General features: G+C 37.0%; 27 protein-coding genes and 2 pseudogenes. 22 read left to right on the top strand and 7 right to left on the bottom strand.

Going from position 1 to position 25,108, the window contains the following annotated elements; all coding sequences use genetic code 11:
* From FEZ33_RS08990 to FEZ33_RS08975, 4 genes and pseudogenes are all read left to right on the top strand, one after another.
* Positions 1 to 118 (top strand): annotated as a pseudogene (locus FEZ33_RS08990) (IS30 family transposase); the annotation flags it as partial.
* 68 nt (positions 119 to 186) lie between these two features.
* Positions 187 to 1,578, top strand: coding sequence for an efflux RND transporter periplasmic adaptor subunit (locus tag FEZ33_RS08985; RefSeq protein WP_138405049.1), 1,392 nt, complete (start codon positions 187 to 189; stop codon positions 1,576 to 1,578).
* A 1-nt stretch (position 1,579) separates the two neighbouring features.
* Positions 1,580 to 2,350: an ABC transporter ATP-binding protein gene (locus FEZ33_RS08980; protein WP_235888805.1), complete on the top strand. Its 771-nt coding sequence runs from the start codon at positions 1,580 to 1,582 to the stop codon at positions 2,348 to 2,350.
* The gene (locus FEZ33_RS08975) at positions 2,337 to 3,569 is read left to right on the top strand and encodes an ABC transporter permease (protein WP_138405048.1); all 1,233 of its coding nucleotides are present in this window, start codon (positions 2,337 to 2,339) and stop codon (positions 3,567 to 3,569) included. Before FEZ33_RS08980 ends, FEZ33_RS08975 begins: the two co-directional genes overlap by 14 nt.
* A gap of 219 nt (positions 3,570 to 3,788) precedes the next feature.
* Here the strand turns inward: FEZ33_RS08975 and FEZ33_RS08970 are convergent, their stop codons facing one another.
* The 5 genes from FEZ33_RS08970 to FEZ33_RS08950 form a co-directional block, all read right to left on the bottom strand.
* On the bottom strand, positions 3,789 to 4,073 hold the full coding sequence (locus FEZ33_RS08970; RefSeq protein ID WP_171031347.1) for an IS3 family transposase: 285 nt from the start codon (positions 4,071 to 4,073) through the stop codon (positions 3,789 to 3,791).
* Positions 4,074 to 4,101: 28 nt separating this feature from the next.
* Positions 4,102 to 4,500, bottom strand: coding sequence for an IS3 family transposase (locus FEZ33_RS08965; RefSeq protein WP_138405046.1), 399 nt, complete (start codon positions 4,498 to 4,500; stop codon positions 4,102 to 4,104).
* Between the two features lie 77 nt (positions 4,501 to 4,577).
* Positions 4,578 to 5,330: a helix-turn-helix domain-containing protein gene (locus tag FEZ33_RS08960; RefSeq protein ID WP_138405045.1), complete on the bottom strand. Its 753-nt coding sequence runs from the start codon at positions 5,328 to 5,330 to the stop codon at positions 4,578 to 4,580.
* Between the two features lie 103 nt (positions 5,331 to 5,433).
* Positions 5,434 to 6,429 (bottom strand): D-2-hydroxyacid dehydrogenase, encoded by a 996-nt coding sequence (locus FEZ33_RS08955; protein ID WP_138405044.1) that lies wholly within the window; start codon positions 6,427 to 6,429, stop codon positions 5,434 to 5,436.
* 33 nt (positions 6,430 to 6,462) lie between these two features.
* Positions 6,463 to 7,512 (bottom strand): PTS sugar transporter subunit IIC, encoded by a 1,050-nt coding sequence (locus tag FEZ33_RS08950; RefSeq protein ID WP_138405043.1) that lies wholly within the window; start codon positions 7,510 to 7,512, stop codon positions 6,463 to 6,465.
* A 377-nt stretch (positions 7,513 to 7,889) separates the two neighbouring features.
* Here FEZ33_RS08950 and FEZ33_RS08945 point away from each other — a divergent pair, with 377 nt between their 5' ends.
* Both FEZ33_RS08945 and FEZ33_RS12730 read left to right on the top strand, forming a co-directional pair.
* Positions 7,890 to 8,144 (top strand): type II toxin-antitoxin system RelB/DinJ family antitoxin, encoded by a 255-nt coding sequence (locus tag FEZ33_RS08945; protein ID WP_138405042.1) that lies wholly within the window; start codon positions 7,890 to 7,892, stop codon positions 8,142 to 8,144.
* A 186-nt stretch (positions 8,145 to 8,330) separates the two neighbouring features.
* Positions 8,331 to 8,429, top strand: coding sequence for a hypothetical protein (locus FEZ33_RS12730; RefSeq protein ID WP_235888804.1), 99 nt, complete (start codon positions 8,331 to 8,333; stop codon positions 8,427 to 8,429).
* A 130-nt stretch (positions 8,430 to 8,559) separates the two neighbouring features.
* Here FEZ33_RS12730 and FEZ33_RS08935 read toward each other — a convergent pair whose 3' ends face one another.
* Positions 8,560 to 9,132 carry a CPBP family intramembrane glutamic endopeptidase gene (locus tag FEZ33_RS08935; RefSeq protein ID WP_171031346.1) on the bottom strand — a complete coding sequence of 191 codons (573 nt, stop codon included), beginning with the start codon at positions 9,130 to 9,132 and terminating at the stop codon, positions 8,560 to 8,562.
* A gap of 117 nt (positions 9,133 to 9,249) precedes the next feature.
* Here FEZ33_RS08935 and FEZ33_RS08930 point away from each other — a divergent pair.
* The 16 genes and pseudogenes from FEZ33_RS08930 to FEZ33_RS08855 all read left to right on the top strand — a co-directional run.
* Positions 9,250 to 9,621 (top strand): annotated as a pseudogene (locus tag FEZ33_RS08930) (PfkB family carbohydrate kinase); the annotation flags it as partial.
* A complete protein-coding gene (locus FEZ33_RS08925; protein ID WP_138405039.1) occupies positions 9,611 to 10,126 on the top strand; it encodes an acyl-CoA thioesterase in 516 nt (171 codons plus the stop codon). The pseudogene FEZ33_RS08930 and the gene FEZ33_RS08925, both read left to right, overlap by 11 nt.
* Positions 10,127 to 10,360: 234 nt before the next feature.
* Positions 10,361 to 12,130, top strand: a complete 1,770-nt coding sequence (locus tag FEZ33_RS08920) for a sensor histidine kinase (protein ID WP_235888803.1) — start codon at positions 10,361 to 10,363, stop codon at positions 12,128 to 12,130.
* On the top strand, positions 12,111 to 12,854 hold the full coding sequence (locus FEZ33_RS08915) for a LytTR family transcriptional regulator DNA-binding domain-containing protein (protein ID WP_138405038.1): 744 nt from the start codon (positions 12,111 to 12,113) through the stop codon (positions 12,852 to 12,854). Before FEZ33_RS08920 ends, FEZ33_RS08915 begins: the two co-directional genes overlap by 20 nt.
* 120 nt (positions 12,855 to 12,974) lie before the next feature.
* Positions 12,975 to 13,916 (top strand): carbamate kinase, encoded by a 942-nt coding sequence (arcC, locus tag FEZ33_RS08910; protein WP_138405037.1) that lies wholly within the window; start codon positions 12,975 to 12,977, stop codon positions 13,914 to 13,916.
* Between the two features lie 225 nt (positions 13,917 to 14,141).
* Entirely contained in the window at positions 14,142 to 15,623 is a 1,482-nt protein-coding gene (locus FEZ33_RS08905) for a carbon starvation CstA family protein (protein ID WP_138405036.1), read from the top strand.
* Between the two features lie 167 nt (positions 15,624 to 15,790).
* The gene (locus tag FEZ33_RS08900) at positions 15,791 to 17,227 is read left to right on the top strand and encodes a 6-phospho-beta-glucosidase (RefSeq protein WP_138405035.1); all 1,437 of its coding nucleotides are present in this window, start codon (positions 15,791 to 15,793) and stop codon (positions 17,225 to 17,227) included.
* A gap of 88 nt (positions 17,228 to 17,315) precedes the next feature.
* On the top strand, positions 17,316 to 18,020 hold the full coding sequence (locus FEZ33_RS08895; RefSeq protein WP_138405034.1) for a GntR family transcriptional regulator: 705 nt from the start codon (positions 17,316 to 17,318) through the stop codon (positions 18,018 to 18,020).
* Positions 18,021 to 18,048: 28 nt separating this feature from the next.
* A complete protein-coding gene (locus FEZ33_RS08890) occupies positions 18,049 to 19,488 on the top strand; it encodes a glycoside hydrolase family 1 protein (RefSeq protein ID WP_138405033.1) in 1,440 nt (479 codons plus the stop codon).
* Between the two features lie 135 nt (positions 19,489 to 19,623).
* Positions 19,624 to 19,962 carry a PTS cellobiose transporter subunit IIB gene (locus tag FEZ33_RS08885; protein ID WP_138405032.1) on the top strand — a complete coding sequence of 113 codons (339 nt, stop codon included), beginning with the start codon at positions 19,624 to 19,626 and terminating at the stop codon, positions 19,960 to 19,962.
* A gap of 10 nt (positions 19,963 to 19,972) precedes the next feature.
* Complete coding sequence (locus FEZ33_RS08880; protein WP_138405031.1) at positions 19,973 to 20,287, top strand: PTS cellobiose transporter subunit IIA; 315 nt, start codon at positions 19,973 to 19,975, stop codon at positions 20,285 to 20,287.
* A gap of 30 nt (positions 20,288 to 20,317) precedes the next feature.
* Positions 20,318 to 20,827, top strand: a complete 510-nt coding sequence (locus FEZ33_RS08875; protein ID WP_171031345.1) for a hypothetical protein — start codon at positions 20,318 to 20,320, stop codon at positions 20,825 to 20,827.
* Positions 20,811 to 22,205: a PTS cellobiose transporter subunit IIC gene (celB, locus tag FEZ33_RS08870; RefSeq protein ID WP_138405029.1), complete on the top strand. Its 1,395-nt coding sequence runs from the start codon at positions 20,811 to 20,813 to the stop codon at positions 22,203 to 22,205. Before FEZ33_RS08875 ends, celB begins: the two co-directional genes overlap by 17 nt.
* A 387-nt stretch (positions 22,206 to 22,592) precedes the next feature.
* Positions 22,593 to 22,961: an iron chaperone gene (locus FEZ33_RS08865; protein ID WP_138405028.1), complete on the top strand. Its 369-nt coding sequence runs from the start codon at positions 22,593 to 22,595 to the stop codon at positions 22,959 to 22,961.
* A 184-nt stretch (positions 22,962 to 23,145) separates the two neighbouring features.
* Positions 23,146 to 23,352: a hypothetical protein gene (locus tag FEZ33_RS08860; RefSeq protein WP_138405027.1), complete on the top strand. Its 207-nt coding sequence runs from the start codon at positions 23,146 to 23,148 to the stop codon at positions 23,350 to 23,352.
* Positions 23,353 to 23,562: 210 nt separating this feature from the next.
* Positions 23,563 to 24,240 (top strand): YoaK family protein, encoded by a 678-nt coding sequence (locus FEZ33_RS08855; RefSeq protein ID WP_138405026.1) that lies wholly within the window; start codon positions 23,563 to 23,565, stop codon positions 24,238 to 24,240.
* 293 nt (positions 24,241 to 24,533) lie between these two features.
* On the opposite strand, the gene FEZ33_RS08850 is transcribed toward FEZ33_RS08855, so the two are convergent.
* Positions 24,534 to 25,108 (bottom strand): IS256 family transposase (locus FEZ33_RS08850; protein WP_171031344.1); only part of this gene is annotated, 575 nt, incomplete at its 5' end.

Below are 25,108 nucleotides of genomic sequence, written 5' to 3'. Positions count from 1 at the left end.
TGTGTCATCGATTGCACACAAACGGAACACGATTCCACGGAAATCCTTGCACTACCAAACACCGTTGGAAGTATTTTTGAGTTACTTAGATGAAGCTGTTTTGTCTAGCTTAATTTGACAAATCAAACTTTAAAATGTTATAATAACGAAAATATAAAGTACAAAATTAATGGTAGGATGTGGCATATGAATATAAAACGTAAATTAATTTTAGGAATTATTAGTGGTCTCGTTGCTTTAATTGGAATTTTTTTCTTTGCGAAAAACCTGATTTTCCCAGCGCATCAAGATGAGATGATGGGTAGCGCAAATATGGAGATGGGACCAAATGGCATGGCGGTTGAAGGGGAGATGGCCTATAATTTATATAATTTATTCAGACAAGATCCCGTTACTGTGGATGCGAGTGTTAAATTAAAGACCGATACCGCGTATTTTTATCAAGCGGATTTAGGACAAATTGAAGCACTTTTAGTTAAAGACGGGCAAAAAGTAACTAAAGGAACTACCTTATATAATTACAAGCAAGCCTCAAAAGAAAACCAATATGCACTTGAGGATTTATATCGCGAACAAACTAAATTATATAATACCCGCCAAGCATTAATTAAACAATTAAGTGAATATACAGGCGGAGAATTTAACTATCAAGGAGACCAAATTGCGTATTATTGGGGAAATGAAGGCAAACAAGGCTATTATATAGTCGAAGAAATTGGCAAATCAACCTTGCCTTCAGTGAGCGATCCGGCTAATACCAACACAGATAGTTCACTCTCTCAAGATGGTCCCGAAGGTGCGTTTGATACCGGAGGCATGGGAACGTCAGCAATGGAGCCGGCATCAGATCCTACTGAAGGCATTAAAGAGCAAATCCGTCAAGTGAATGACCAAATTGAAGAATTAGAAATTAAATTAATTCGCCAACAAGAACAACAAAATAATAAAGTAATAGCCAAGACAGATGGGATTGCGATGGTCAATCCAGATGCCATAGATAATCCCAATGTCCCCGTAGTGCGTATTGTTTCTGAAGAAAGTTCAGTTGTGGGTAGTGTGTCCGAATACGATTTTTATGCTTTAGCAGAAGATCGCGCCGTAAATATTTATATTCCAGCAGAGGATCGTACCGTAACCGGTAAAATTGTTGACTATGATAAGATACCTTCTTATAGCGGAACCAATGGCCAAAATGATTCAACCGAGGGACTATCTGCTTCAAATACAGGCGGTGGAAGCAACGCGAGCCAATTTAATTTTGTTGTACAACCAGATGCCCCCTTACAAGCCGGTTTTTCTGCAAAAGTGAATATAACGTTACCTGGTTTTGCTGTACCTTCTGATGCGATTGTTGATGAAGAAGACAATTATGTATTTTTATATTTAGATGGTAAAGCGGTAAAAACAAAAATTGAATTGATAACTCAAGGTCTACAAAAAGTAGTCTTAAAAGGATTGAATGAGGGTGATCAATTAATCATGTATCCTTATGATTTAACAGATGGTCAAGAAGTATCGGTTGTTGATCCGATGGCGATGCCTCCATCAGAAGACCTTATGGATGGGGATGTGCAGTAATATGACAAGCGAAATGCAACAACAACCACTCATTGAAATGAAAAAAATAAATAAATATTATCAAGTTGGTGAGCATCAATTACAAGTTTTACGAGATATTGATTTATCAATTTATCACAATGAGTTCGTGACCATTATGGGACCATCAGGCTCTGGGAAATCCACTTTAATTAATGTTTTAGGTTTTTTAGATAATAAGTTTGAAGGCCATTATAATTTTGGTGGCGAATCGGTAGAAGCAAGAACGGATAAACAAATTTCTGTTTTACGTAATGAAATGGTTGGTTTCGTTTTTCAAGATTTTAATTTAATTCCAAGCATGACGGTCAATGAAAATATTCGTTTACCCTTGCTGTATAAAGGCATGCCAGCTAGAAAAACCAAAGAAAAAGTGCAACAAGCTCTAGAGAGTGTCGGTTTAGTTAGTAAGTTTAATAGTCGTCCACATGAATTATCCGGGGGTCAAAAGCAACGGATTGCAATAGCAAGGGCGTTAATTAACCAACCACGTTTTATTATCGCTGATGAACCGACGGGCGCATTGGATACTAAAACATCAAAAGTGATTATGGATATCTTAGCTCGTTTACATCGTGAAAAAGGGGTAACAGTAGTATTGGTAACCCACGATCCTAATTTACAAGCTTATGCGACTAGAAAAGTACGTATTGTCGATGGGCAAATCCATTCCAATGAAGTGAGTGAATCCACTTATGAATTAAGTAAAAAACCATTAGTTTTCGATGAGGTGTTAAATAATGAGGATGAATGAAATTTTTAAATCGTCGTTATCAACCTTGAAAATGAATGGTCGACGAACGTTTTTAACGATGATTGGTATTATAATTGGGATTGCAGCGGTTATTACGATATTAAGTCTAGGAAATGGTTTTCGTAAGAAAACTTTGGATGAACTAGCCCAGGATGCCAAAGGACGTCCTAGTCAAATGTTTTATTTTAATGCATCAAATATGGACTCAGACTGGTCAAAATTAGATCCATTTGATGCTAATACTTTAGACGACATCCGTCAAATTCCTGGGGTTGATGAAGTCTCCCCATCATCTGATGATGAGGACTCTATTGATTATTCGACCTTGGATTTTGCCAATAAAGAATCAAAGACTTATGCGACAAAATATCTCGATATGACCAATCAACAAATATTATATGGACGAAATTTATATGACTATGATTCCAGAGGAGCTAAACGTAATGTCATTATTGACGACATCGTTGCAACCGACATTTTTGAGAATCCAGAAAAAGCCATTCATCAATCCATTAAGATTGATGGTACCAGTTATACGATTGTGGGAGTTTATGTATCGGAGTTGACTCAACAAGAAATCGAAGACATGCAAAATTACGGTTTTGGAGGTTCTAATTCACCGCAAGTAATTATTCCTAGAGGAACAAATAAATTAATAAATCCCAATGCGAATGTGGACTTTAGTATTACGGCATTTTACGTACCCGATTCCAATGTCAGTGGTATTAGTCGTAAAATCGCAGATTATTTAAAAGAAAATGGCTCTGAGAAAGATAACGGAACTTATGAATATTTTGATATGTCTGAAATGATGGAATCGATTGGTCAACAAGTTTCAATGGTTACATACTTTATTGGTGCTGTGGCGGGAATTTCATTGTTTATTGCCGGGGTCGGTGTAATGAATATGATGTATATTTCTGTCTCTGAACGAACTAAAGAAATTGGGATACGTCGTTCATTGGGAGCTACGCAAAATAGTATTCAATGGCAGTTTTTATTGGAAGGTATCTCAATTACGACTTTAGGTGGTCTAATTGGTTATCTCTTTGGGGTTGGCATTGCGATTGTAGCGGGCAATTTCTTGCCATTTAAAGCCTTAATAGATGTACCGACAGCCTTAGTCAGTGTCTTGATTTCTGTTCTAATAGGCATCAGTTTCAGTGTCTTTCCGGCTAGAGCGGCTGCTAGAAAAAATGTGGTTGAAATCTTGCGTTAAGATAGCGTTAATAAAGTCTCGGATGCTTGAGTGAGGCGAGTATTTACTCCTTATTTTCACAAAAATATTTCATTAACACTTTGCTTAGAATAGGAATTCATGAAAAAGTTTTCTATAGTAAGTAAAAAGAGTCAATATAGGTGGAGTGAACTGCCCCCTGTCAAGTAGACAGGTAAATAATAAAAATAGTTAAGGGGAATCTTCGGATTCGTCTTTTCTTTATACTGGAATCGATAACCCCATGGATAACGTCACTCGTTCTTCATTATAAAAGGTAATGTATCGGTGAATATCGGCCTCTAATGCCTCAAAAGTATCGTAAGTTTTCAATCGATACATTTCTTCCTTGATGGTGCCCCAAAAAGACTCCATCGGCCCGTTGTCAATACATTTTCCAGCTCTCGACATACTTTGAATTAAGTCAAATTCATCGATAAAATGGTTAAAGAAATGAGAAGTATATTGAGACCCCCGATCGCTATGAATGAGCGTCACGGCTGGCATGATGACGTCTCTAATTTGAGCGACCGTGTCACGAAAAGGTATTATTATTTCGATTTGATAGGTGATAGGCAACCACTTTTTTCGCACCATAGTCGTAAATAGTGCTTAAGTACGCTTTAGACGCTGTACCATATTTAAATTCTGTCACATCAGTTAAGAGAATCTCAAAGGGCTTATATGCTTCTTGAAAGGCTCTATTCAATACATTCTCAGCGACATGGCTAGGTGTGTGGGCTTTATAACGATACCGTTTTCGACGAATGACTGCTTGGATGCCCATCCATTTCATTAAGCGATAGACACACTTATGATTGACTGCGGCTTGTTGGAAGTGATTTAAATAAATAGTCATACGGCGATAGCCATAAATCCCTTTACATTTTTCATGTGCTTCTTGAATGAGGGCCATTAATTTTTCTAAGCGCAATTCTGTTTGTGATGGTTGACGATTTAACCATTTATAATAGCCTGATCGGCTAACCTTTAGTGCTTGGCAAAGCCAGGTTACTTTGTAGGCTTTTTCTTCGTGAAGTTTTTTAATCGTTTGATACTCTGCTTCGAGCCTTGTTTGGCTAACATCAACTCTCTTTCCACTTCTTGTAATTTTTTTAAGGCATCGTTTTCCATTTCTAGATACTCATTTCGGGCTTTAAGGGCCTTGTTTTCAACGTTTAACCGTTCTTTGTTTGTTAATATCGCAGTGGGTTTTGATCCGCCTCGGCTATCGATAAGACCGTCAGAACCATGTTTCTTATATTTGTTCACCCATGCGTAAACATTATTATATGAAACTTGAAACTTTTCTGCCGTCTCTCTATATGACAGGTCGTTTTTTAGATAGTCTAGAACAATATGAAGTTTTTCTTCGTAAGTCGCTTTTTTCCCTTTCATCAGATACGCCTCTGGCTTTGAATTGTAGGATTGAGACTCCCCACCATTAGTATACCTAAAAATCCAGCTACGAATCGTTTTCTGAGATGGAATATTATATTTAATTGCCAGTTCATAGATGGATATCTTATCGATCCGGTGTTCTTGTGCCACTTGTTCTCTAAATTCCGATGAATAGTGTTGATGCTTATTCGGTGATTGAAGGCCATCAATGCCATGTTGTTGATAGAGCCTCACTTTAAATAAAAAGTATGTTTTCTCATACTGTAGTCCTAAATTCTTCAACATAGGAAAAGTCATACCCTCTAAATACTGAAGAATATAATACTCCAGTTCAGCCACTGTATGCTTCATATTTGAGTACATAAAAAATCCCCCTAAAGTAGTTTACTTTTTTAAGTGTCTACTTTAGAGGGAGCATATCATTTATTAGCTACTTGGTTGCTTTTCTTTATTTCAAAAACTTCATTTAATTCACTCGATTTTTTGTATCACCAGTTTTAATGACTTCAAGCGTCGAGTCTAATCCTATGTTCATAATATTACGCACTGATACGTTAGTATAATGAGCGATATGAGGTGTGAAGAGGATCTTCGGATGATTGATTATTTGTTGGAATAATTCATCATCAATTCCTTCTTTGCGATTATCTTTAGGGATATATTGACCTTCATTTTCATATGTATCTAAAGCTGCCCCAGCAAGTAAATTATCATCTAAAGCTTTGATCAATCCCTCGGTATCAACGACAGAACCACGTGCATCATTAATTAAATAAGCTGTGGGTTTAAATAATTTAAACAGGTCGTAATTAAATTGATGGTAGTTGTCATCAGTAGCAGGGACATGTAAAGACACTATATCTGCTTCTTTTACCACACCTTCCACACTATCTTTATATTCAAGGTATTCTTTTGCTGCGTCATTTGGATACAGGTCATAACCAATCACTTTAGCGCCAAATCCTTTAAACAGTTTCGCCGCAACTCGACCGATGTGGCCAGTTCCAATGATGCCGACTGTTAATTCACCTAGTAACCCTGCTCGAATGGATGGTTGCCAACGAAAGTCGCCTTCACTGGTATTTTTGTTAATATCACTTACTTTTCGAATTAACATCAGGGCTTGTGTAATTACAAATTCAGCGATTGATTCCGGAGAATAGACAGGTACATTACTAATGATAATATTATTTTTTGTAGCTTCATCTAAGTCATAATAATCGTATCCGGCACTACGTTGTGAAATTTGTTTGATTCCATAACTGTTTAATGTTTCATATATAACCGGATCGACTTTGATATTTTGGCTTGTTGATACCCCATCAAAACCTTCAGCTAGATGAACATTTTCTGGTGTAATTTGTTCGTTGACAATTTTAACCTCTACATCATTATCTTTGGACCATTGTTCTACAATTGGCAATTCTTCCTCACGCACTTGATATGCAATAATCTTAGTCATCTTAATACCTCTTTCTAATATAAAATTTTATTTTTATCCTTCAAATTTAAAGACATCATCTTGATATAAATTCATTCGTGTAAATATGTTGTGTGTAATAAAAGCCATACCTAGCGGTACAATTAAGTATTGAATAATCAAAATAATAATACGACTTACAATATTTCCCTCCATGAAACTAAAGGCTGTAATCGGACCGGAAAGTCCTGTGATTCCAAATCCAGCAGAAGCAGTCGTACCTTGGATATTAAAGAAGTAGGAAACAAGTCCAGCTACGGCCGTATTAATTACAATTGGTAGAAATACGATTGGATTTTGTAGCACATTTGGCATTAATAATTTTGGGCCTGAGAAGAGCAATGTGAAAGTTGTTCCCGGATTATTAATACGATATGAACCGTACATCAAGGTAAAGAGCGTTGCAGCAATCCCCACATTGGCCGCACCAGCGCCTAACCCTGATAGAGAAATGGCATAAGCGATCGCCACAGTCGATATCGGTGTTACAATCATTGCTCCAAAAATCACTGCCAAGAAAATCATCATTAAGAATGGCTGAAAGTTCGTAAAGTTTGCAATTAAGTCACCTAGAAGAGCGGTTGCTTTAGCTACAAAAGGTAAAGTCAGTGTTCCGATTAACCCTGGAATAATTCCTCCCAGAATAGGAATAATCACAATCGTTAAATTAGGTAGACGTTTGCCGTACCAATTAATTATTAGAACTGAAAAAATCACTGTAATGATAGTATTTACAAGGTCTCCAGTTCCGTTTAACATCCAGCCCTCACCATTAAAGCTAGCAGCACCACTACCGATAAAGGCAGCACCTGCAACAGCAGCCGTGTGAATTGGCGCATAATCAAATTGTTTAGCAGTTAGCATCCCCACTAAAAAAGGAACTGAAAAAGAAAAGGCTGATAGAATTAATGATAAGGTCGTCCAAAAGGAACCCTGACCAGCTAGAGCTTTAAAAATCTCACCAAAGATGGCACTAGGTATTAATCCAACAACGATCCCCATCGCAGCCCCATTTAATATTTTATTTGTAAACTCTCTTACACTTGTTTTATGTGTATTTGCCATATTTATCTCTCCTATAAAAATATTAATTAATAACTTTGTGAAAATGGTAACATTAAGTCAGAGTGAATACAACCATCTTTCTAAAATATAATAAATATAATTTATTTTTAATTTTAAATACTAATAATTAATAATAAAAGTAATATGAGTGGTATTGTTGAGTGTCATTAAAGTTTATTTAAATAAATATTTAGATACGAGATGAGATTTGAACATCTCAAATATTTTTAGGAATCATTTTTAAAATGAATTTGTGAAAACAATAACTTTGTTGAGAGATTACTCAACAATAAGAACTTTATTGTATATTGACTTCAACTCTGTTAATAATCAGTAGATTATATATTGTATAATAATGATAAAAAGGAGATGGTTTTATGGCACAAATTAACGTTCGAATTGATGATGACTTAAAAAAAGAATCTACAAAGATATTAGACTCAATAGGATTGGATTTAAATGGGGCTGTAAAAATGTTTCTGAAACAAGTGGTCTTACAAGAGGGTATTCTATTCAAAGTTTCATTAAAAAGATCACAAATAATACAAGCTCTTCAAGATATTGATGAAGGTAGGGTAAAACAGTTCGATGATATTGAGTGTCTAATGGAAGATTTGACGGATGAAGATTGAACGAACAGCCACCTTTAAAAGAAATGTTAAAGCTTTAAAGAAGAAAAATTATGATTAAAGTAAATTTGAGACTGTTCTTCGGTATCTTCTAAATGAAGACCATGAAATTCTTAAAACTAGATACAAAGATCATGCTTTAAAAGGTGATTTAAAAAATTTAGAGATTTTCATATAGAAAATGATTGGTTGCTAGTATATAAATTAGAGCGTGAAAAATTAGTTTTACTCCTTGTAGCGACAGGTTCACACGATGATATTTTTAGAAATAGTAGAATTTATCGTTGACTCTATGTATTGTAAATCAATGAGGCTGAGAGAGAAACCCAACCAAAATATAGTTTTATAAAAATACCATACTTTCACTTTATCTAAGTGAAGGTATGACATTTTTGATATTCATTTGATCAATCTCTAATCACAACAACACAAACATCGTGATCACAGCAATCGTATTATTCACAAAATGGAAAAAGATTGACCCAACCATATTGCGGTCATAATCAAAGTAGTAACGAGTTAAGACCATCGCCAATGGTAGGTAGAGCAAGAAGTCTGTCAAGGTGAAGGAGTGAGGTGCCGTGAAGACAATCACTGAAAGTACAGTCATAGTAATCAACAATGATCGATTGTCCTTATTCACCCAAGTAATGAAGCCTTCGCGAAAGATAAGTTCTTCAACAATTGGTGCGTAAATTGACACAATGAAAAACATCGGTAAGAAAGATAAAGTAGTTGATAAATCATTTAAGGCTCGTTGGTTTTGCAATAAGTTTCCAACATCCATAACATTCATCAACAGTACTAAAACTAAGACTCTTAAGAAGTATAAGAGCACATAAAAGCCGAATGACTTTAAGATGAATTTACCCCAAGATTGTAAATTTATCTTGAATCTCTGGAATTCTTCTTTCAAAAAACTTCCATACAAGATAAGGGCAATGACTAATAGCAAGGCTGAGGTAGTTATGGTGAGTGCATTCGTACTCATGATCGGCAATAAAATGGGTGCTAGGATAAACTGCACTGGAAAATAACTAACTACTAAGATAATGGATCTGGCTCCTACTCGTTCATGAAGAGAAAGATATATTGAAAAGCAGACTATTTAACACCTAATGAAACGGAATTTAACGTTTTATTTCCAGGAGAAAAGATAGAAGATGTGTTAAAGCAATATCCTACTAAGTTAATTATAACTTTAGGCTCTCAAAGTGCTGTTTTCTGGAATGGTGAAGAAATCCAAGAAGTACCCGCAATGGAAGTAGCTGAGATCATTGATACAACTGGAGCAGGGGATACATTTAATGGTGCCTTAGCTTTCAGCCTTGCGAGTGAAAAGACGTTAATCGAAAGTGTCCGCTTCGCAAATTTGGCAGGTTCGCTTTCAATTACAAAGAGAGGCGCACAATCAGGAATGCCAACCCTAGCTGAGAAGGAGTCGCATAAAGCATTTAAAAACCTACGAGGTGAAGAATAATGACTACAAAAAAGTAAGTGAATCGCGTGTTATTCAAACGCATTTAATTTTGGTGGGTGATACAAATCGTCATAATACATTATATGGTGGAAATTTAATGCGCATGATGGATAATGTATCAGCAATTAGTTTCACAAGACATACACGTTCACTGGGCATTACGGCATCAATGGATGTATTGAATTTTATTAAACCCTTACCTGTGTCGCATTCGGTTTGTATTGAAACGATGATTTCTGGAGTGGGCAAGAAGTCTGCTGAAGTCTTTGCAAAAGTAATCGGAGAAAACTTGACAACGGGCGAGCGCTACTTAGATGCAACGGCTTTTCTCACTTTCGTCATTGTGGAAGAGAATCTTAAACCTATCCCAGCTATCGAGGCAGAAACGGATGAAGGTCGTTATGTGATGGCTGGCTATTCAGAAAAACGCAAGAACCGCTTAGAGGGTCGCACTGCTGATCATGAATTCCAGGAAAAAATATCCATTAAATACCCACGGCAATAGGCAGTAATGAGCCAAAGAGTAATCTTTGGTTCTTTTTGTTTGCCAACATGGGCAAACTCTAACGGGTACAAGTCCCGAATACGACCTGCAATGGTGTCTATCGCGAGGTGTAATCTGACTGAAGCCCGAGACGAGACACGGGTCTGACGAACAGAAATCATAAACAACCTATCTCCCACGCACATTTTTAATGTGATATAATTTATTTATATTGAGCCAAGGAGTTGATATACGGTGCTAGCGTTAGTTTTATTTGAGCGAGCCGCAATTGTTATTTTGTTAGCTTATATTCTTATGAACAATGATTATTTAAAACACATGTTATTAAATCGACGCCAAACAAAATCGGTGATCGGTCTTAGTTTAATTTTTTCAGCATTCGCTATTCTGTCTAATATTACTGGGGTGTTGATTTCTTTTGACCAGCTATCTTTCTATCCCTTATTCGGTCAATTAACGGATGAGGTTGTGATTGCGAATACGCGGGTGTTGAGTATTGGTGTGAGTGGAATTGTTGGCGGGCCTTTAGTAGGGACGATGGTCGGGATCTTGTCGGGGATCTTCCGATATTTTCAAGGTGGGACGGACCCGCATATTTACCTAATATCTTCTATATTAATCGGAAGCATTGGTGGAGCCTTTGGTCATGCTTCGATTAAAAAGCAAACCTACTTAACTCCGTTTCAGGGTGCAGGTGTGGCGGTACTTTTGGAGCTGGTTCAAATGGCATGTATTTACTTTCTAAGTTCGAACCGCGTGATGGGGGCAAATTTAGTGCAAGTGATTATGTTTCCAATGATGCTCGTTAATAGTGTTGGGATGAGTATTTTCCTATCAATTATATTGAATACGATTCGTCACGAAGAAGGGTTGAGAGCCATTCAAACGCAAGATGTCTTGCAATTGACGAAGGAGACTCTACCTTTATTTGGGAGTGGTTTGAATCCTGAGAATGCGCAGAAAGCAGCTGAGTTGATTCATAAGACGATGAAGGTGTCAGCGGTGAGTATTACGAACCGGAAAGATATTCTTGCTTTTACTGGGGCAGGAAGTGACCATCACCGAGTTGGCTCAGACTTGGTGACGGATTTATCGCGACAAGCGATTACGGAGGGTGAGATGTTGGTGGCGCATACGCGAGCGGAGATTGGTTGCCACTGTGAGACTTGTCCTTTGGAAGGGGCGATAGTGCTGCCTTTAAATGACGGAAATGATATTGTTGGCACTTTAAAATACTACTTTACAGATGACGATCAATTAACTGAGGTTGAACAGAAGTGGGCTGAAGGACTATCAGAAATCTTTTCAACCCAAATTCAATTAGGAAAAGTTGATTCGCAAAAGCATTTGTTGAAACAAGCGGAGCTACGCACTTTACAAGGGCAAGTGAATCCACATTTCTTCTTTAATACGATTAATACGATTAGTGCGGTGATGCGCTTTGATCCTGATAAGGCGAGGCGATTATTAATTAAATTAAGTCAGTATTTTCGTGCGAATTTAACTGGAAACCGCCAAATTTTAGTACAAGTGACGAATGAACTGGAACAAGTCAGAGCGTATTTAGAAATTGAAGAAGCACGCTTTCCAGATAAGTTTGAAATCAGTTTTGATATATCCGAAACGTTGCATCACGTATTAATTCCATCTTTTCTAATGCAAGTGTTAGTTGAGAATGCGATTCATCATGCCTTTAAAGAGCGAGAAACGGACAACAAGATCCATATCGCATTAAAGCCCCAAGGTGAAAACCTAATATTCTCCGTTGAAGATAATGGGTATGGAATTCCAGAATCTATCATTGAAAAGTTAGGGAGAGAGGTTGTGGAATCGGCAGAGGGGACTGGCACGGCGTTGGAGAATTTAAATAAACGTTTAGTAGGTATCTATGGTACGAAAAGTGAGCTCCAGATTGAATCGTCGTCTGACGGAACCAAAGTGAGTGCTTTAATACCATATCTTTCAGAGAAGGAGAAGATGAATCATGAAAATTCTTTTAGTTGACGATGAGCAATTGGCTCGTCAAGAATTGAGTTATTTACTGACAGAAATAAAGTCGGGGAATGACTATTTTGAAGCGAGTCACATTAAGGATGCCCAACAAATGCTCTTAAAAGAAGCCATTGATGTGATTTTTCTAGACATGCATTTGCAAAATGAATCTGGCATGGAGTTAATGGAAACTGTGACTCAGATGAAGGAACCGCCATTTGTCGTCTTTGCGACGGCTCATGATGACTTTGCGGTGAGGGCATTCGAGCTGGATGCGACGGATTATATCTTAAAGCCATTTGATTTGGAACGACTACAAAAAGTCATGGGGAAAATAGAAGCCCGAATGAGTCACCGGTCTGTTCAGAATGTACCGGATAAAAAATCTGACGCATTTTCGCGTGATAAACGCTATTTACCGATTGAAGATGAGGATCGAATTGTCATGGTAGCAATGAATGATGTTTATGTGGTGACGACCGATGAAGGCGAAGTCATTATCCAAACGCATGATAAAGAGTATCGGATGCGCGAGTCACTCAAAGCAATGAAGGAAAAGTTACCTGAGGAAAACTTCATGCAAGTTCATCGAGCCTATATTATTAACTTGAATGAAGTTGAAGAAATCCAGCCTTGGTTCAACCGAAATTATCAAGTCACGATGAATAATGGGTCAAAAGTCATTGTGAGCCGGTCATATATGCAAGCGTTCAAAGCTGTTTTTGGTTTGTCCTAAAGAGGGGCTGTATTTGCTCACAATCCGAAATTAAGAATTCATAATACTATGGCGTAACGGCTGAGAATGATATACTAGTCGGTGTTAAAGTATTTTATTACAAATTAATCGGAGGTAGTTATGGGTAAAAGAATTGTTGTAGCCTTAGGTGGGAATGCAATCCTTACGGATGATCCATCAGCAAAAGGACAAATCGAAGCTTTACGTTATACAAGTAAGCGACTTATCGAACTTATCAAGGAAGGTCATCAATTAATTATCAGTCATGGAAATGGCCCACAAGTAGGGAACTTAGCATTACAACAGGCAGCCGCTGATTCAAAAGAGAATCCAGCCCTACCTTTAGATACCCTTGTGGCGATGACTCAAGGAAGCATCGGGTATTGGCTCCAAAAAGCTTTGAATGAAGCCTTAGCTGAAACAGGCATTAATAAACACGTGGCTTCAGTTGTCACTCAAGTTGTCGTTGACGAAAGCGACCCAGCCTTCGCTAACCCAACTAAACCGGTCGGCCCTTTCTATTCCAAAGAAGACGCAAATAAATTAACTGCGGAGACTGGAGACATTTATGTAGAGGATGCGGGACGTGGCTACCGAAAAGTCGTCCCATCTCCAAAACCTATAACAATTGTTGAATACCCAGCCATCGAGAAACTCATTGAAAATGACTTCATCACGATCACAGCTGGAGGCGGCGGGATCCCAGTCAAAGAGGTCGAGCATGGGTACAGAGGATTGGAAGCAGTCATAGATAAGGATTTTGCTTCAGCTAAACTGGCTGAGTTAGTCGGAGCAGACTACTTATTCATCCTTACAGGGGTAGATAATGTCTACGTTAATTACAACAAAGCTAACCAAGAAAAATTAGAAGAAGTGACTGCTGACCAGCTAAAAGAGTGGATCAATCAAGACCAATTCGCCTCAGGTAGTATGTTACCAAAAGTGGAAGCAGCCATTTCATTAGTAGAAAATCGTCCTGAAAGTACCGTAGTCATCACGTCGCTAGAAAACATCGAAGCGATTTTCGGAGACGGTTCTGTAACGGTAATAACAGCAAGCTAACTAAAATAAAGGTCGAGTCACGAGGATTCAAGAGGCAAAATCATCGTGAGTCGGTCTTTTTCAAGCTTTCATTGATATTTGAGGCTTGTTAGAGAGAAAGTGTAAACGCTTCACCTACCGAGATGTGCATTTCATCTAAAATATTGTGCATTTGGTCACAAAACAGCCCTATTCTTTCTTATTTAATGTATATTTTAGTTAACAAAGAAAGAAGGAGTGGAAAAGATGATTTCCTTATTGGGTGGTATTGCTTTACTAGTGATTGGGTATTTTACTTACGGAAAATTTATTGAAAAGAACTTTCAAATTGCTCCAGATCGTAAAACACCTGCGGAAGTATTAAAAGATGGCATGGATTTCGTGCCAATGTCTCGTTCGAAAAATGCCATTATTCAATTATTAAATATTGCGGGGACAGGGCCAATTTTTGGTCCAATTATGGGAGCGCTCTACGGGCCAATCGCTTATGTATGGATTGTTGTCGGCTGTATCTTCGGGGGAGCCGTTCACGATTACATGATCGGTATGATTTCTTTACGTAATGATGGTGCTCACTTACCAGAGTTAGCCAGTCGTTACTTAGGTAAAAACTTCAAACATATCGTAAACCTATTCTCAATTGTATTACTCCTATTAGTAGGAACGGTATTCGTAATAACGCCAGCTAACTTAATTAGTAGTTTAACACCTGATTTCTTAACGATTGGTATTATTACGTTACTTATCTTTGTTTACTATGTCATTTCAACGTTATTGCCAATTGATAAAGCAATGGGGAAAGTATATCCATACTTTGGAGCCATCTTAATTATCTCGACAATTGCGATTGGTTTAACATTAATCTTTGGAAACTACCAAATGCCAGAGTTAACTTTATCAACAATTCGTTTAGAAGACTATAACGGTGTACCAATGTTCCCAGCGATTTTCTTTACAATTTCATGTGGAGCATTATCAGGTTTCCATGCAACTCAATCACCAATGGTTTCTCGTACAACAACATCAGAATCACAAGGTCGGTACATTTTCTATGGAATGATGATTGCAGAAGGTGTTATCGCAATGATTTGGGCATCGGCTTCAATGAGTTTATTCGATGCAGGAACGTTAAGTGCCTTAATAAATTCAGGAACACCATCGGCAGTTGTGAACGAAGTGTCAGTGATGTTATTAGGTAATGTCTTTGGGACCTTAGCCATCTTTGGTGTGATTGTTCTTCCAATTTCATCGGGTCTATCAGCTTTCCGAAGCTTACGCGGAATTATTTCGGACTACATCAATGTGAAACAAGATACAACTAAGAAAGTCTTAATGTTAACTATTCCAATTTTCGTCGTATCATTCATGCTTACTTTAGTAGACTTCAATTTACTATGGCGCTACTTTAACTGGGCAAACCAAGTGACAGCCGTAATTGCATTATTTATTGCGACACGTTACTTAAGATTGAAAAATCGAAACTATATTGTTGCTCTAGTGCCAGGTGCCTTCATGTTATATGCCGTGCTAGTGTATATCTTAAGTGAGCCAATCGGCTTTAACCTAGGCTTAACACCAGTGACATATCTTGTCGGTTTAGTCGTATCCGTGATTATCCTTTGGTACTTAAGGAAAGCAGGAACTAAACAGATCAGTACTCTGGACGAAAACTCAGAAATCGTCAACGACCACTTGCCAATTGGAACCTTCTCATCGGGGAAAGTGTAGATAGTATATATTACAAACTCAAGTAACCTACTAACATTTTTAAATTGTTGGTGGGTTTTTTGTACTGTAAATAAATAGTAAAGAAAAAACAAAGAAAACGTTTACAAATACAAATTATACATGTATAATTTAGGTGTAACGAAACAATATGTTGAGGAGGACAAACAATGGCAAATTTCTCTAAGGATTTTTTGTGGGGTGGAGCAGCCGCAGCGCATCAGTTTGAAGGTGGATGGAATCAAGGTAATAAAGGGCCAAGTGTTGCTGATGTCATGACAGCAGGCAGTGTTAATGAACCACGAAAGATTACAGATACGATTGAAGATGATCAATTTTACCCTAATCATGAAGCAATTGATTTTTATCACAGATATAAAGAGGACATCGCATTATTTGCGGAAATGGGACTGAAATGTTTCCGTACATCAATTAACTGGACACGTATATTCCCTCAAGGTGATGAGGCAGAACCGAATGAAGAGGGATTACAGTTTTACGATGATGTGTTCGATGAATTATTGAAACATAACATTGAACCTGTCATTACACTAACTCACTTTGAAATGCCACTTCATTTAGCAAGAAAGTATGGTGGTTTTAGAAATAGAAAAGTAATAGATTTTTTTGTAAAGTTTGCTGAAACTGTCTTCGTTAGATACAAGGACAAAGTAAAATACTGGATGACATTTAATGAGATAAATAACATGATGGACTATTCAAATCCTATTTTTCTTTGGACAAATGTAGGTGTTCAAGTTCAAGAAGGTGAGAATCCTAAAGAAGTAATGTATACAACAGCACATCATGTATTATTGGCAAGTGCATTAGCAGTGGCAAAAGGAAAAGAAATTAATCCAGATTTTGAAATTGGGGCAATGGTTTCACATGTACCTATTTACCCTATAAATTCTGATCCAGAAAATGTAATGTTTGCAGAGGAATCAATGAGACTGCGGTACTTCTTCCCAGATATTCAAGTTAGAGGTTACTATCCAAATTACGCATTAAAAGAATTCGAACGCGAAAATCTTAATATACCTATTCTAGATGGGGATAAAGAGAGTCTAGCAAAAGGAAAAGTGGATTATCTAGGATTCAGTTATTACATGTCGAATGCAATTGATGTAAAAACAGAGAATCATAAGCAAAATGAAGTACATGGTTCAATTCCATTTAAAGTAGAGAACCCATATATAGAGGAAAGTGACTGGGGATGGGCAATTGATCCTATAGGTCTTCGATATACTTTAAACCGATTTTGGGATAGATATCAAATTCCTTTATTTATAGTTGAGAATGGTTTTGGTGCGGTTGATTCCATAGAAGAAGACGGTAGTATAAAAGACGCAACAAGAATAAATTACCTGAAAGAGCATATTGAAGAAATGTCAAAAGCTGTAAATTATGATGGAGTAGAATTAATGGGATATACACCTTGGGGAATTATCGACTTAGTTTCATTCACTACTGGCGAAATGAAAAAACGCTACGGTATGATATATGTTGATCGTGATAACAAAGGAAACGGATCACTCGACCGTTCGAAAAAAGATTCTTTTGATTGGTATAAAAAAGTCATCGAATCAGATGGCGAAGTGCTATAATTTCTGCCTAGTTGACATCCTTATAAGTATATAATGAACTGCTAAGGATGACTATAAAGATTTTAAAAAGATAGGTAGGTTATATTAAATGTTGAAATATGAAAAAGTTGCGAATCAGATCGAATTATTTATTAAAGAAAATGATTTAAATCAAGGCGATAAATTACCTATTTTAGACGATTTGACAGAAGAATTTAAAGTGAGTAAAAGTACTATTATTAAGGCTTTAGATATCTTAGAAATTAAAGGTTTGATTTACCAAGTCAGAGGTAGCGGGATATTTGTAAGAAAGTCCCACAGATCGGGATATATAAATCTCTCAGGCGGTGATGGCTTTCGTAAGGACCTAGAGGGTTTTAAGTTAGATTCAAAAGTAATCAGTTTAGAACAGATGGTTCCGCCTAAAAAAGTCGCCTTAGGACTAAAACTGGAAGATAACGAAGAAGTTTACCATCTTAAGCGACTTAGGATCATCGAAGGTGCACCTTTATGTTTGGAAGAGTCTTATTTCAGTAAAAAACATGTTATTTATTTGAATAATGAAATAGTTCAAGGGTCGGTGTTTGATTACCTGAGAGATGATTTAAAAATAGAGTTTGGTTTTACGGACATTTATTTAAGAATTGTTGATTTGTCTAAGAAAGAAGCAGAATTAATGGGGCTAAAGGAAGGAGATGCAGCTTTACTTTCAGAAAGTATGTATCACTTACACAATGGTGAACCTTTCAATTATTCTATTTTGAAATATCATAAAGATCAAGCGCAATTCTTTGTACCGACTAGTCGATACTAATTAAGCAAATTTGAAAAGGAGTTTATAAATGTTTCATGAAAAATTAGATGAATTCCCAAAAAAGTTTCTTTGGGGATCAGCATCTGCTGCATATCAAGTTGAAGGTGCGTGGGACGAAGATGGAAAGGGAGAGTCTATTTGGGACAGATATGTAAAAATACCTGGCAAAACGTTTAAAGAATCTACCGGAGAAGTTGCAGTTGGTCATTATCACCGTTACAAAGAAGATGTTGCTTTAATGGCAGAAGCAGGATTAAAAGCTTATAGATTCTCGGTGTCTTGGAGTCGAATTTTACCCACAGGGTCTGGAGATATTAATGAAGCGGGCCTTAAGTTTTATGAAAATCTGATTGATGAATTATTAAGACATAATATAGAACCAATTCTAACGTTATATCATTGGGACCTACCTCTAGCTCTACAAGATAAATATGGCGGTTGGGAGGATAGACAAATTATCGAAGATTTTGTTAACTATGCTGAGATATTATTCAAACATTTTAATGGAAAAGTGAAGTATTGGGTTAGTTTAAATGAACAAAATGTATTTATTTCTCATGGTTACTTAGCAGCATCACATCCACCCAATGTATCGGATATGAAACGCATGTATCAAGCGAATCACAATGCTTTCTTAGCAAATGCTGCAACGATTAAACGATTTAGAGAGTTAAATATCCAAGGAATCATTGGTCCAAGTTACGCATATTCACCAACATATTCTTTAGATTCTGATCCACTAAATCAATTAGCCGCAGAAAACCACAAAGTATTTAATGAATATTTGTGGATGGATGTATATGTAAAAGGTGAGTATCCAGATGTGGCAGTAAAATACTTGAAAAAGAATGACTTGTTACCTGAAATAACAGATGAAGATTTATTACTTTTAACAGAGGGAATACCTGACTTTATGGGAGTGAATTATTACCAAACGAGTACTATTGCCCAGAACAAGATTGATGGAGTGGGGCAAGGGGAAGTAAATTATAGTGGTAAAAAAGGTACTACAGAAGAAAATGGGATACCAGGTTTATATAAGGTTGTAAAAAATGAGAAAGTAGAGCAAACAAATTGGGATTGGAATATTGATCCTGAAGGATTACGTATAGGTCTACGTCGGATACAAAGTAGATATGATTTGCCGATATTAATCACTGAGAATGGTTTAGGAGAGTATGATGAGCTTGAAAGTGATGGAAGTATTCATGATAAATATCGTATAGATTACTTAAGAACTCATATTATAGCTATTCAAGAAGCAATCACAGATGGTGTTGAGGTTCTTGGTTATTGTACTTGGAGTTTTACAGACTTACTAAGCTGGTTAAATGGTTATCAAAAACGTTATGGTTTTGTATATGTGGATAGAGATGAAGAAGATGAAAAAGAACTAAAACGGTATAAAAAGGACAGTTTCTATTGGTATAAGGAAGTTATTAAGTCAAATGGAAATAATTTAAGTTAAATGAACAATAATACATAAAAACGTTTACAACAAGAGGTTTATGTGTCATAATCTATATACAAACAAAACAACGATGGGGTGATAAAAAAATTGTACATGTATAATTCATCGACCAAAAAAGAAAGGAAAATATTTATGAAAAAAGTATTAATTATTTGTGCAGCAGGGATGTCATCGTCACTTATCGCCAAAAAGACAACTGATTTTTTTAAAACAAAAAATGTACCAATTGAATTAGACGCAACGACTGTAAGTAAAGCACCACAATTAATTCAAAGAGGTGATTTCGATTTCTATTTAGTTAGTCCACAAGCCAAAATGTCATATGAAGGATTGGCAAAAGAAGCAGAAAAAATGGGGCTACCAATTGATAATATTCCACCTCAATCTTATATTCCAACTGAAGCAGGAATTACTAGCTTAGCCAAACAAGTATTTACACAACTTAAACCACAATTACAAGCAGAGAAATAGGTGAACTTATATGAACGCAGAGCAATTACAAACAGCTGCTTTTGAAATTATACTATCAAGTGGGAATGGTAGAACACTTACTCACGAAGCATTTAAGTTAATGCGCGAAGGTAAACACTCTGAAGCTGAAGCAAAATTGGAAGAAGCCAACGGTGCTTTTGTTGAAGCACATAATGCTCAGACTGAACTACTACATGCTTATGCAAATGGGGAAGAGCTAGTAATGGAAATTATTATGATTCATGCTCAAGATCATTTGATGACTGGGATGACGTTACGAGAAGTTGCTATTGAGATGTTGGAGTTATATAAACGAGTAGGATAGGATTTGTTATCAATGAATATAAAAAACACAATGATTCAAGATCAAAAAGAATTATCCATCAGAAATTTTAAGTTTAATCGGTTTATTTTATTAAGATACGCATTAGCCTTGTTTTTCTTTATTAATGTTTATTGGTTTATCTTTAATCTATTTACAAAATCCATTACGGCAATTGTTCCAGGGGTGATAATTATAAGTTCACTTGCTGCAATTGGTGAGCAAATTAAATTATTTTGGAATCATGATAATACTTTGAAATTTACAAAAATGTTTTTCAAAGTACAATTGGCCGTGAATGTAATACTTGCGGTCGTTATATGGATTGAATCTGTGTTTTCATTTTTATATCCATTTCTAACATTTACAAATGATTCTTTGGCTGTCGTCTATGCATTCCTTATTGTAGGAATGTTCGTCGCATTATTATTAATAAAGAAAGCGCAATCTATTAGTAACAATCGTGATAAGAAATACAAACTCATTAAAAAATACGAAAAATCTTTAGTAAGAGAGAGTGATAAAAATGTCAGAGCAAAATAGTGGAGCTTATGGACTGCTTGAAAAATATGTTATGAACCCATTAGGGAAAATGTCACAAACAAAATTTGTTCGAGCAATTATGGCAACGGGTATCGCAGTAATTCCATTTACTATTGTTGGGTCAATGTTCTTAGTATTTAATATCTTACCTTTAGCTATTCCAGCGTTAGAAGGATTCTTTAATGCAACCTTCTTGAGATTTAGTGATTTGTACATGTTAGCCAATACAGCAACGATGGGAATGTTAGCAATTTATTTCTGTGCGGTGTTGGGTTACGAGTTTACCAAAGTGTATGTTGATGATGACGATGTAGATATGAGTCCATTGAATGGTGCGTTATTATCATTATTTGCCTTCTTCATGACGGTGCCTCAACTAATTTGGGCGGATGGGACAATGTCACGTATTACTGACATCTCAGAAGCGTCACAAATTATTAGTGGTTGGGCAATGGGAGGCGACGGTGTGTCTCGTTTTGGGACAGTCGGAATTTTTACAGGTATTATTATGGCCGTCATCGCTGTTCAACTTTATCGTATTTGTATTGTTAAACAATGGACGATTAAAATGCCAGAAGCTGTTCCAGCAGGGGTATCACGTTCATTTACCGCTTTAGTACCAACATTTGTAATCGCTTTTGTAGTAATTATTTTAAATGGTATTTTAGTGTTCTTAGGAACTGATATCTTCCAAATTATTCAGATTCCGTTTGGTTTCGTAACTCAGATTACAGATAGTTACCTAGGATTGTTAGTCATTATATTCTTAATTCACGCGCTATGGAGTGTGGGTATTCACGGTGCAACGATTGTAACAAGTTTGGTTCAGCCAATTATGTTAACGAATATGGCAGCCAATATTGCTGGTGATTCGATTCCATTAGCAGGGGAATTTTGGAATGCTTATGGTTGGCCAGGTGGATCTGGTGCGACTCTAGGGTTTACATTATTCATTGCTTTTATGGCGAAATCAGAGCAATTGAAAGTATTAGGACGTACTGCGGTTGTTCCAGCTATCTTTAATATCAACGAACCAATTATCTTTGGGGTTCCAATGATCTATAACCCTAATATGTTGATTCCGTTTATTTTAGCACCAATGGCAGGGGCATCTGTAGGTTATTGGGCTACACGTTTGGACTTCGTTAAACCAATTATCGCCTTAATGCCATGGCCAATGCCAGCTGGTATTGGAGCCTTCATCAGTACTGGTGGAGATTGGCGCTCAATTATCGTCGCTTTAGTTTCTGTGCTCGTTGCCTTCCTTGTCTACTTACCTTTCATCCGTAAGTATGATGCGCAAATTCTTGCAGAAGAGCAAGCAGTTGCAGCTGCAGGTGTTGAAGAAGTTGATGATGAAGACTTCTTTACATTCTAAAATTAAATAGAATAGTTTGAAAGACCACTGAATAGATATCAGTGGTCTTTATTATTGTAAAGCTTTGTATTTGGGTATTATATTTAAATTAGATATGATTAAGATGTTAGGGTATAAATTAGAGTGAAATTTTAAGATAAACATGTTATCTTAATTTATAAGGATTGTTACCGTATTCAAAAGGCTAGACCTTTAAACAACCAAAGTTCGCCTTGGCGACTTATAGTGGTGAAATCTTTATGTTAGTAGTATCAATTATGATTCAATTGATGATGAACCGGGTCATGTAAGAAATTAGAAGCATTTAATCCTGAGTAGGCTCTGAGATTAGATGCTTTTTGCGCACTGTAGTATACTTAATTTATAGAGATAACAAGGAGTGGTGGTGTGGAAACATTTGAAGAATACTTGAATACCATGGGAGACCCTGAGCATAAAGAGAAGCTGACTGAAATTCTAGTCTGGGTTAAAGAGCATTATCCAAATTTAAATACGCGAATTGCGTGGAATCAACCAATGTTTACGAATGAAGGCACATATATAATAGGTTTTAGCCATTCGAAGGGGCATATTTCCCTAGCGCCTGAAGTGAAGCCAATCAAAGAGTTCAAAGAAGAGATTGAAGCCCTTGGCCTCAGCCATACGAATAATATTATTCGCATCAAGTGGACTGATCCAACCCCCTTTTCATTAATTGACACCTTGATAAAATACAACCTCGAAGATAAAGCCGGTTACACAAAATTTTGGCGCTAAACGAGGATTGGCGTCTTTTTTTTATTGACTAATAGGGGCGTCAGTTTTAGAATGATTTAGAAAAGTGTTATCAAGAAGATAGGCCCGATGAAGTGAGTGTATTAGTTTTTGATATTGGTGGAGCTGTCGCAATGAATAGGCAACTGTAAGAGGGCGAAACTTATTTGCGGGCGAATTTGGCTATATGTTAATGGATTCGGAAACAACATTAAGTAAGGCCGCATCGACGTATTCTCAAATGGAGCAACATAATAAAGCCAACCAAGCCGAGGCACAGATTAAAGACGGTCTTGAACTATTTGAAATCGCTGAAGCGGGTAATTCAAATGCTTTAGAAATTAATGATGGCGTTTATGAGCTTTCTTGCGTTGGATTTATAATTTATCTGTGATTATCAATCCGAATTAATTGCGCTCGGAGGCGGCATTTCTGTGCGGGAAAATATTGTCGAAGGAATCACTTTACGGGTTAAAGTGTATTTAGACCGAAACGGCGCATCTGAAATTGAGCCAATGTCCAAGAATGTCACTTTTATAATGATGCGAGTTTAACGAGAGCCGCAGTGAATTACAATCGTAACTTTATCTAAAGGGAGTGCAGAATGGAAAGGAATAAGATAAATTATAAGTTGGTAATTTGGATATTGCTGCTTCGCTTCATAGCCGGCTATCTGAATGTGATGGTGCTCTTATTATTTGCTCAATCAGTTGCTGGACATACTGGTAATTTGACTAAAGTTGCTATCCTGTTTACGCATGGAGAGTATGATGTGATGTTAAATATGGCCTCCATGTCGATCAGTTTTTTAGTAGGGGCAACTGTTGGAGGGTATTTTTATCCAACTGACCGGTTTCAACCACGATTAAATTACGGAAATTATTTAATTATTATGGGTGTCATTTTATTACTGTTCAACTGGTTTGGTTATCAATCAGTCTATTTCCTTATTTATATTGCCTTTAGTTTCGGCCTACAAAATGGGATGTTCGTCTTCTATAAAGGTTTGGTCATTCGAACAACAATATTAACTGGAACAGTGACCGATATTGGTGTGGAGCTGGGACGCAATCTCCGAGGTGGAACCGAAGACCGCTGGAAACTGCGCTTTCACATTGTGAATCTGTTGTGCTTCTTAATCGGCGCTGTATCAGCGACAGCCATTCATCTATACACAAATTGGAATGTGCTATTGATCGCAGCCGTGATTGATATTGCGATTGGCTTATATTATTTCACCTTAAAAGAAGATATGATTAAAGATAGTTTGGAAGAGGGATAGTGAGGAAGACCTGCGAATGTAGGTCTTTTTTATTTGGGTTTGGGGTTGTGGGTGTCGTGAGTTGGCTCGACGTACCGCAAATCCGTTTCCGGAGTGTCGTGAGTTGGCACGACGGACCGCAAATCCGTTTCCGGAGTGTCGTGAGTTAGCACCACGCCCCGCAAGCTCAATTTCGGACCGTCGCGGGAGTTCACGATGCACCGCACCAAGTCGTCATATTCTATTTTCCGTGTCAAGTCCATAATCTTGTGTAAAAGTCTCAATGTAGTTATATCATCTGGTCATCATGCACATTACACTTGTAAGAATGTCCGAGCGTTATTTTCCCAATTTTCGTGGAAATCAATTAATATCGAACCGATTAAACGCTCTGCAGAGGCTATGTTTGGATAAATTCCAATCACTCTGTCTCGCCGTCTAATTTCACGATTCAGACGCTCAACAGAATTGGTTGTGCGCAACGAAACATGAAAAGCTTCGGGTTCTAACATATATTGAATGGCATCCTCAAAACCATTATCTAAAATCTTTAAGGCTTCAGTATACTTGGGATTATCTTTAAGTTGCGATTCATAGGCTTGTTTCAACTCACGCGCATGTTGTTGTGTTGGTGCTTGGAGGATCTTTCTAAGTATTTTTCTTTCTTCTTTACTGTTCTTTTTAGGCATTACATCAATAATGTTTCTAATAAAGTGAAATGTACAGCGTTGCCAAATAGTCCCTACAAAGACTTTACGAATCGCTTTTTTCAGTCCAGCATGGGCATCAGAAATAACCATGGTTGGTGTCTGTAGTCCACGCGAGCGTAAATCTAGAAAGAAGCGTGACCAGGCTGCTTCGGTTTCTTCTTCTGAGACCATAAAACCGA

Source organism: Ruoffia tabacinasalis, assembly GCF_005864045.1.
GTDB lineage: Bacteria > Bacillota > Bacilli > Lactobacillales > Aerococcaceae > Ruoffia > Ruoffia tabacinasalis.
The sequence above is the reverse complement of the archived record's forward strand: the minus strand, read 5'-3'. Positions and strand labels throughout refer to the sequence as shown.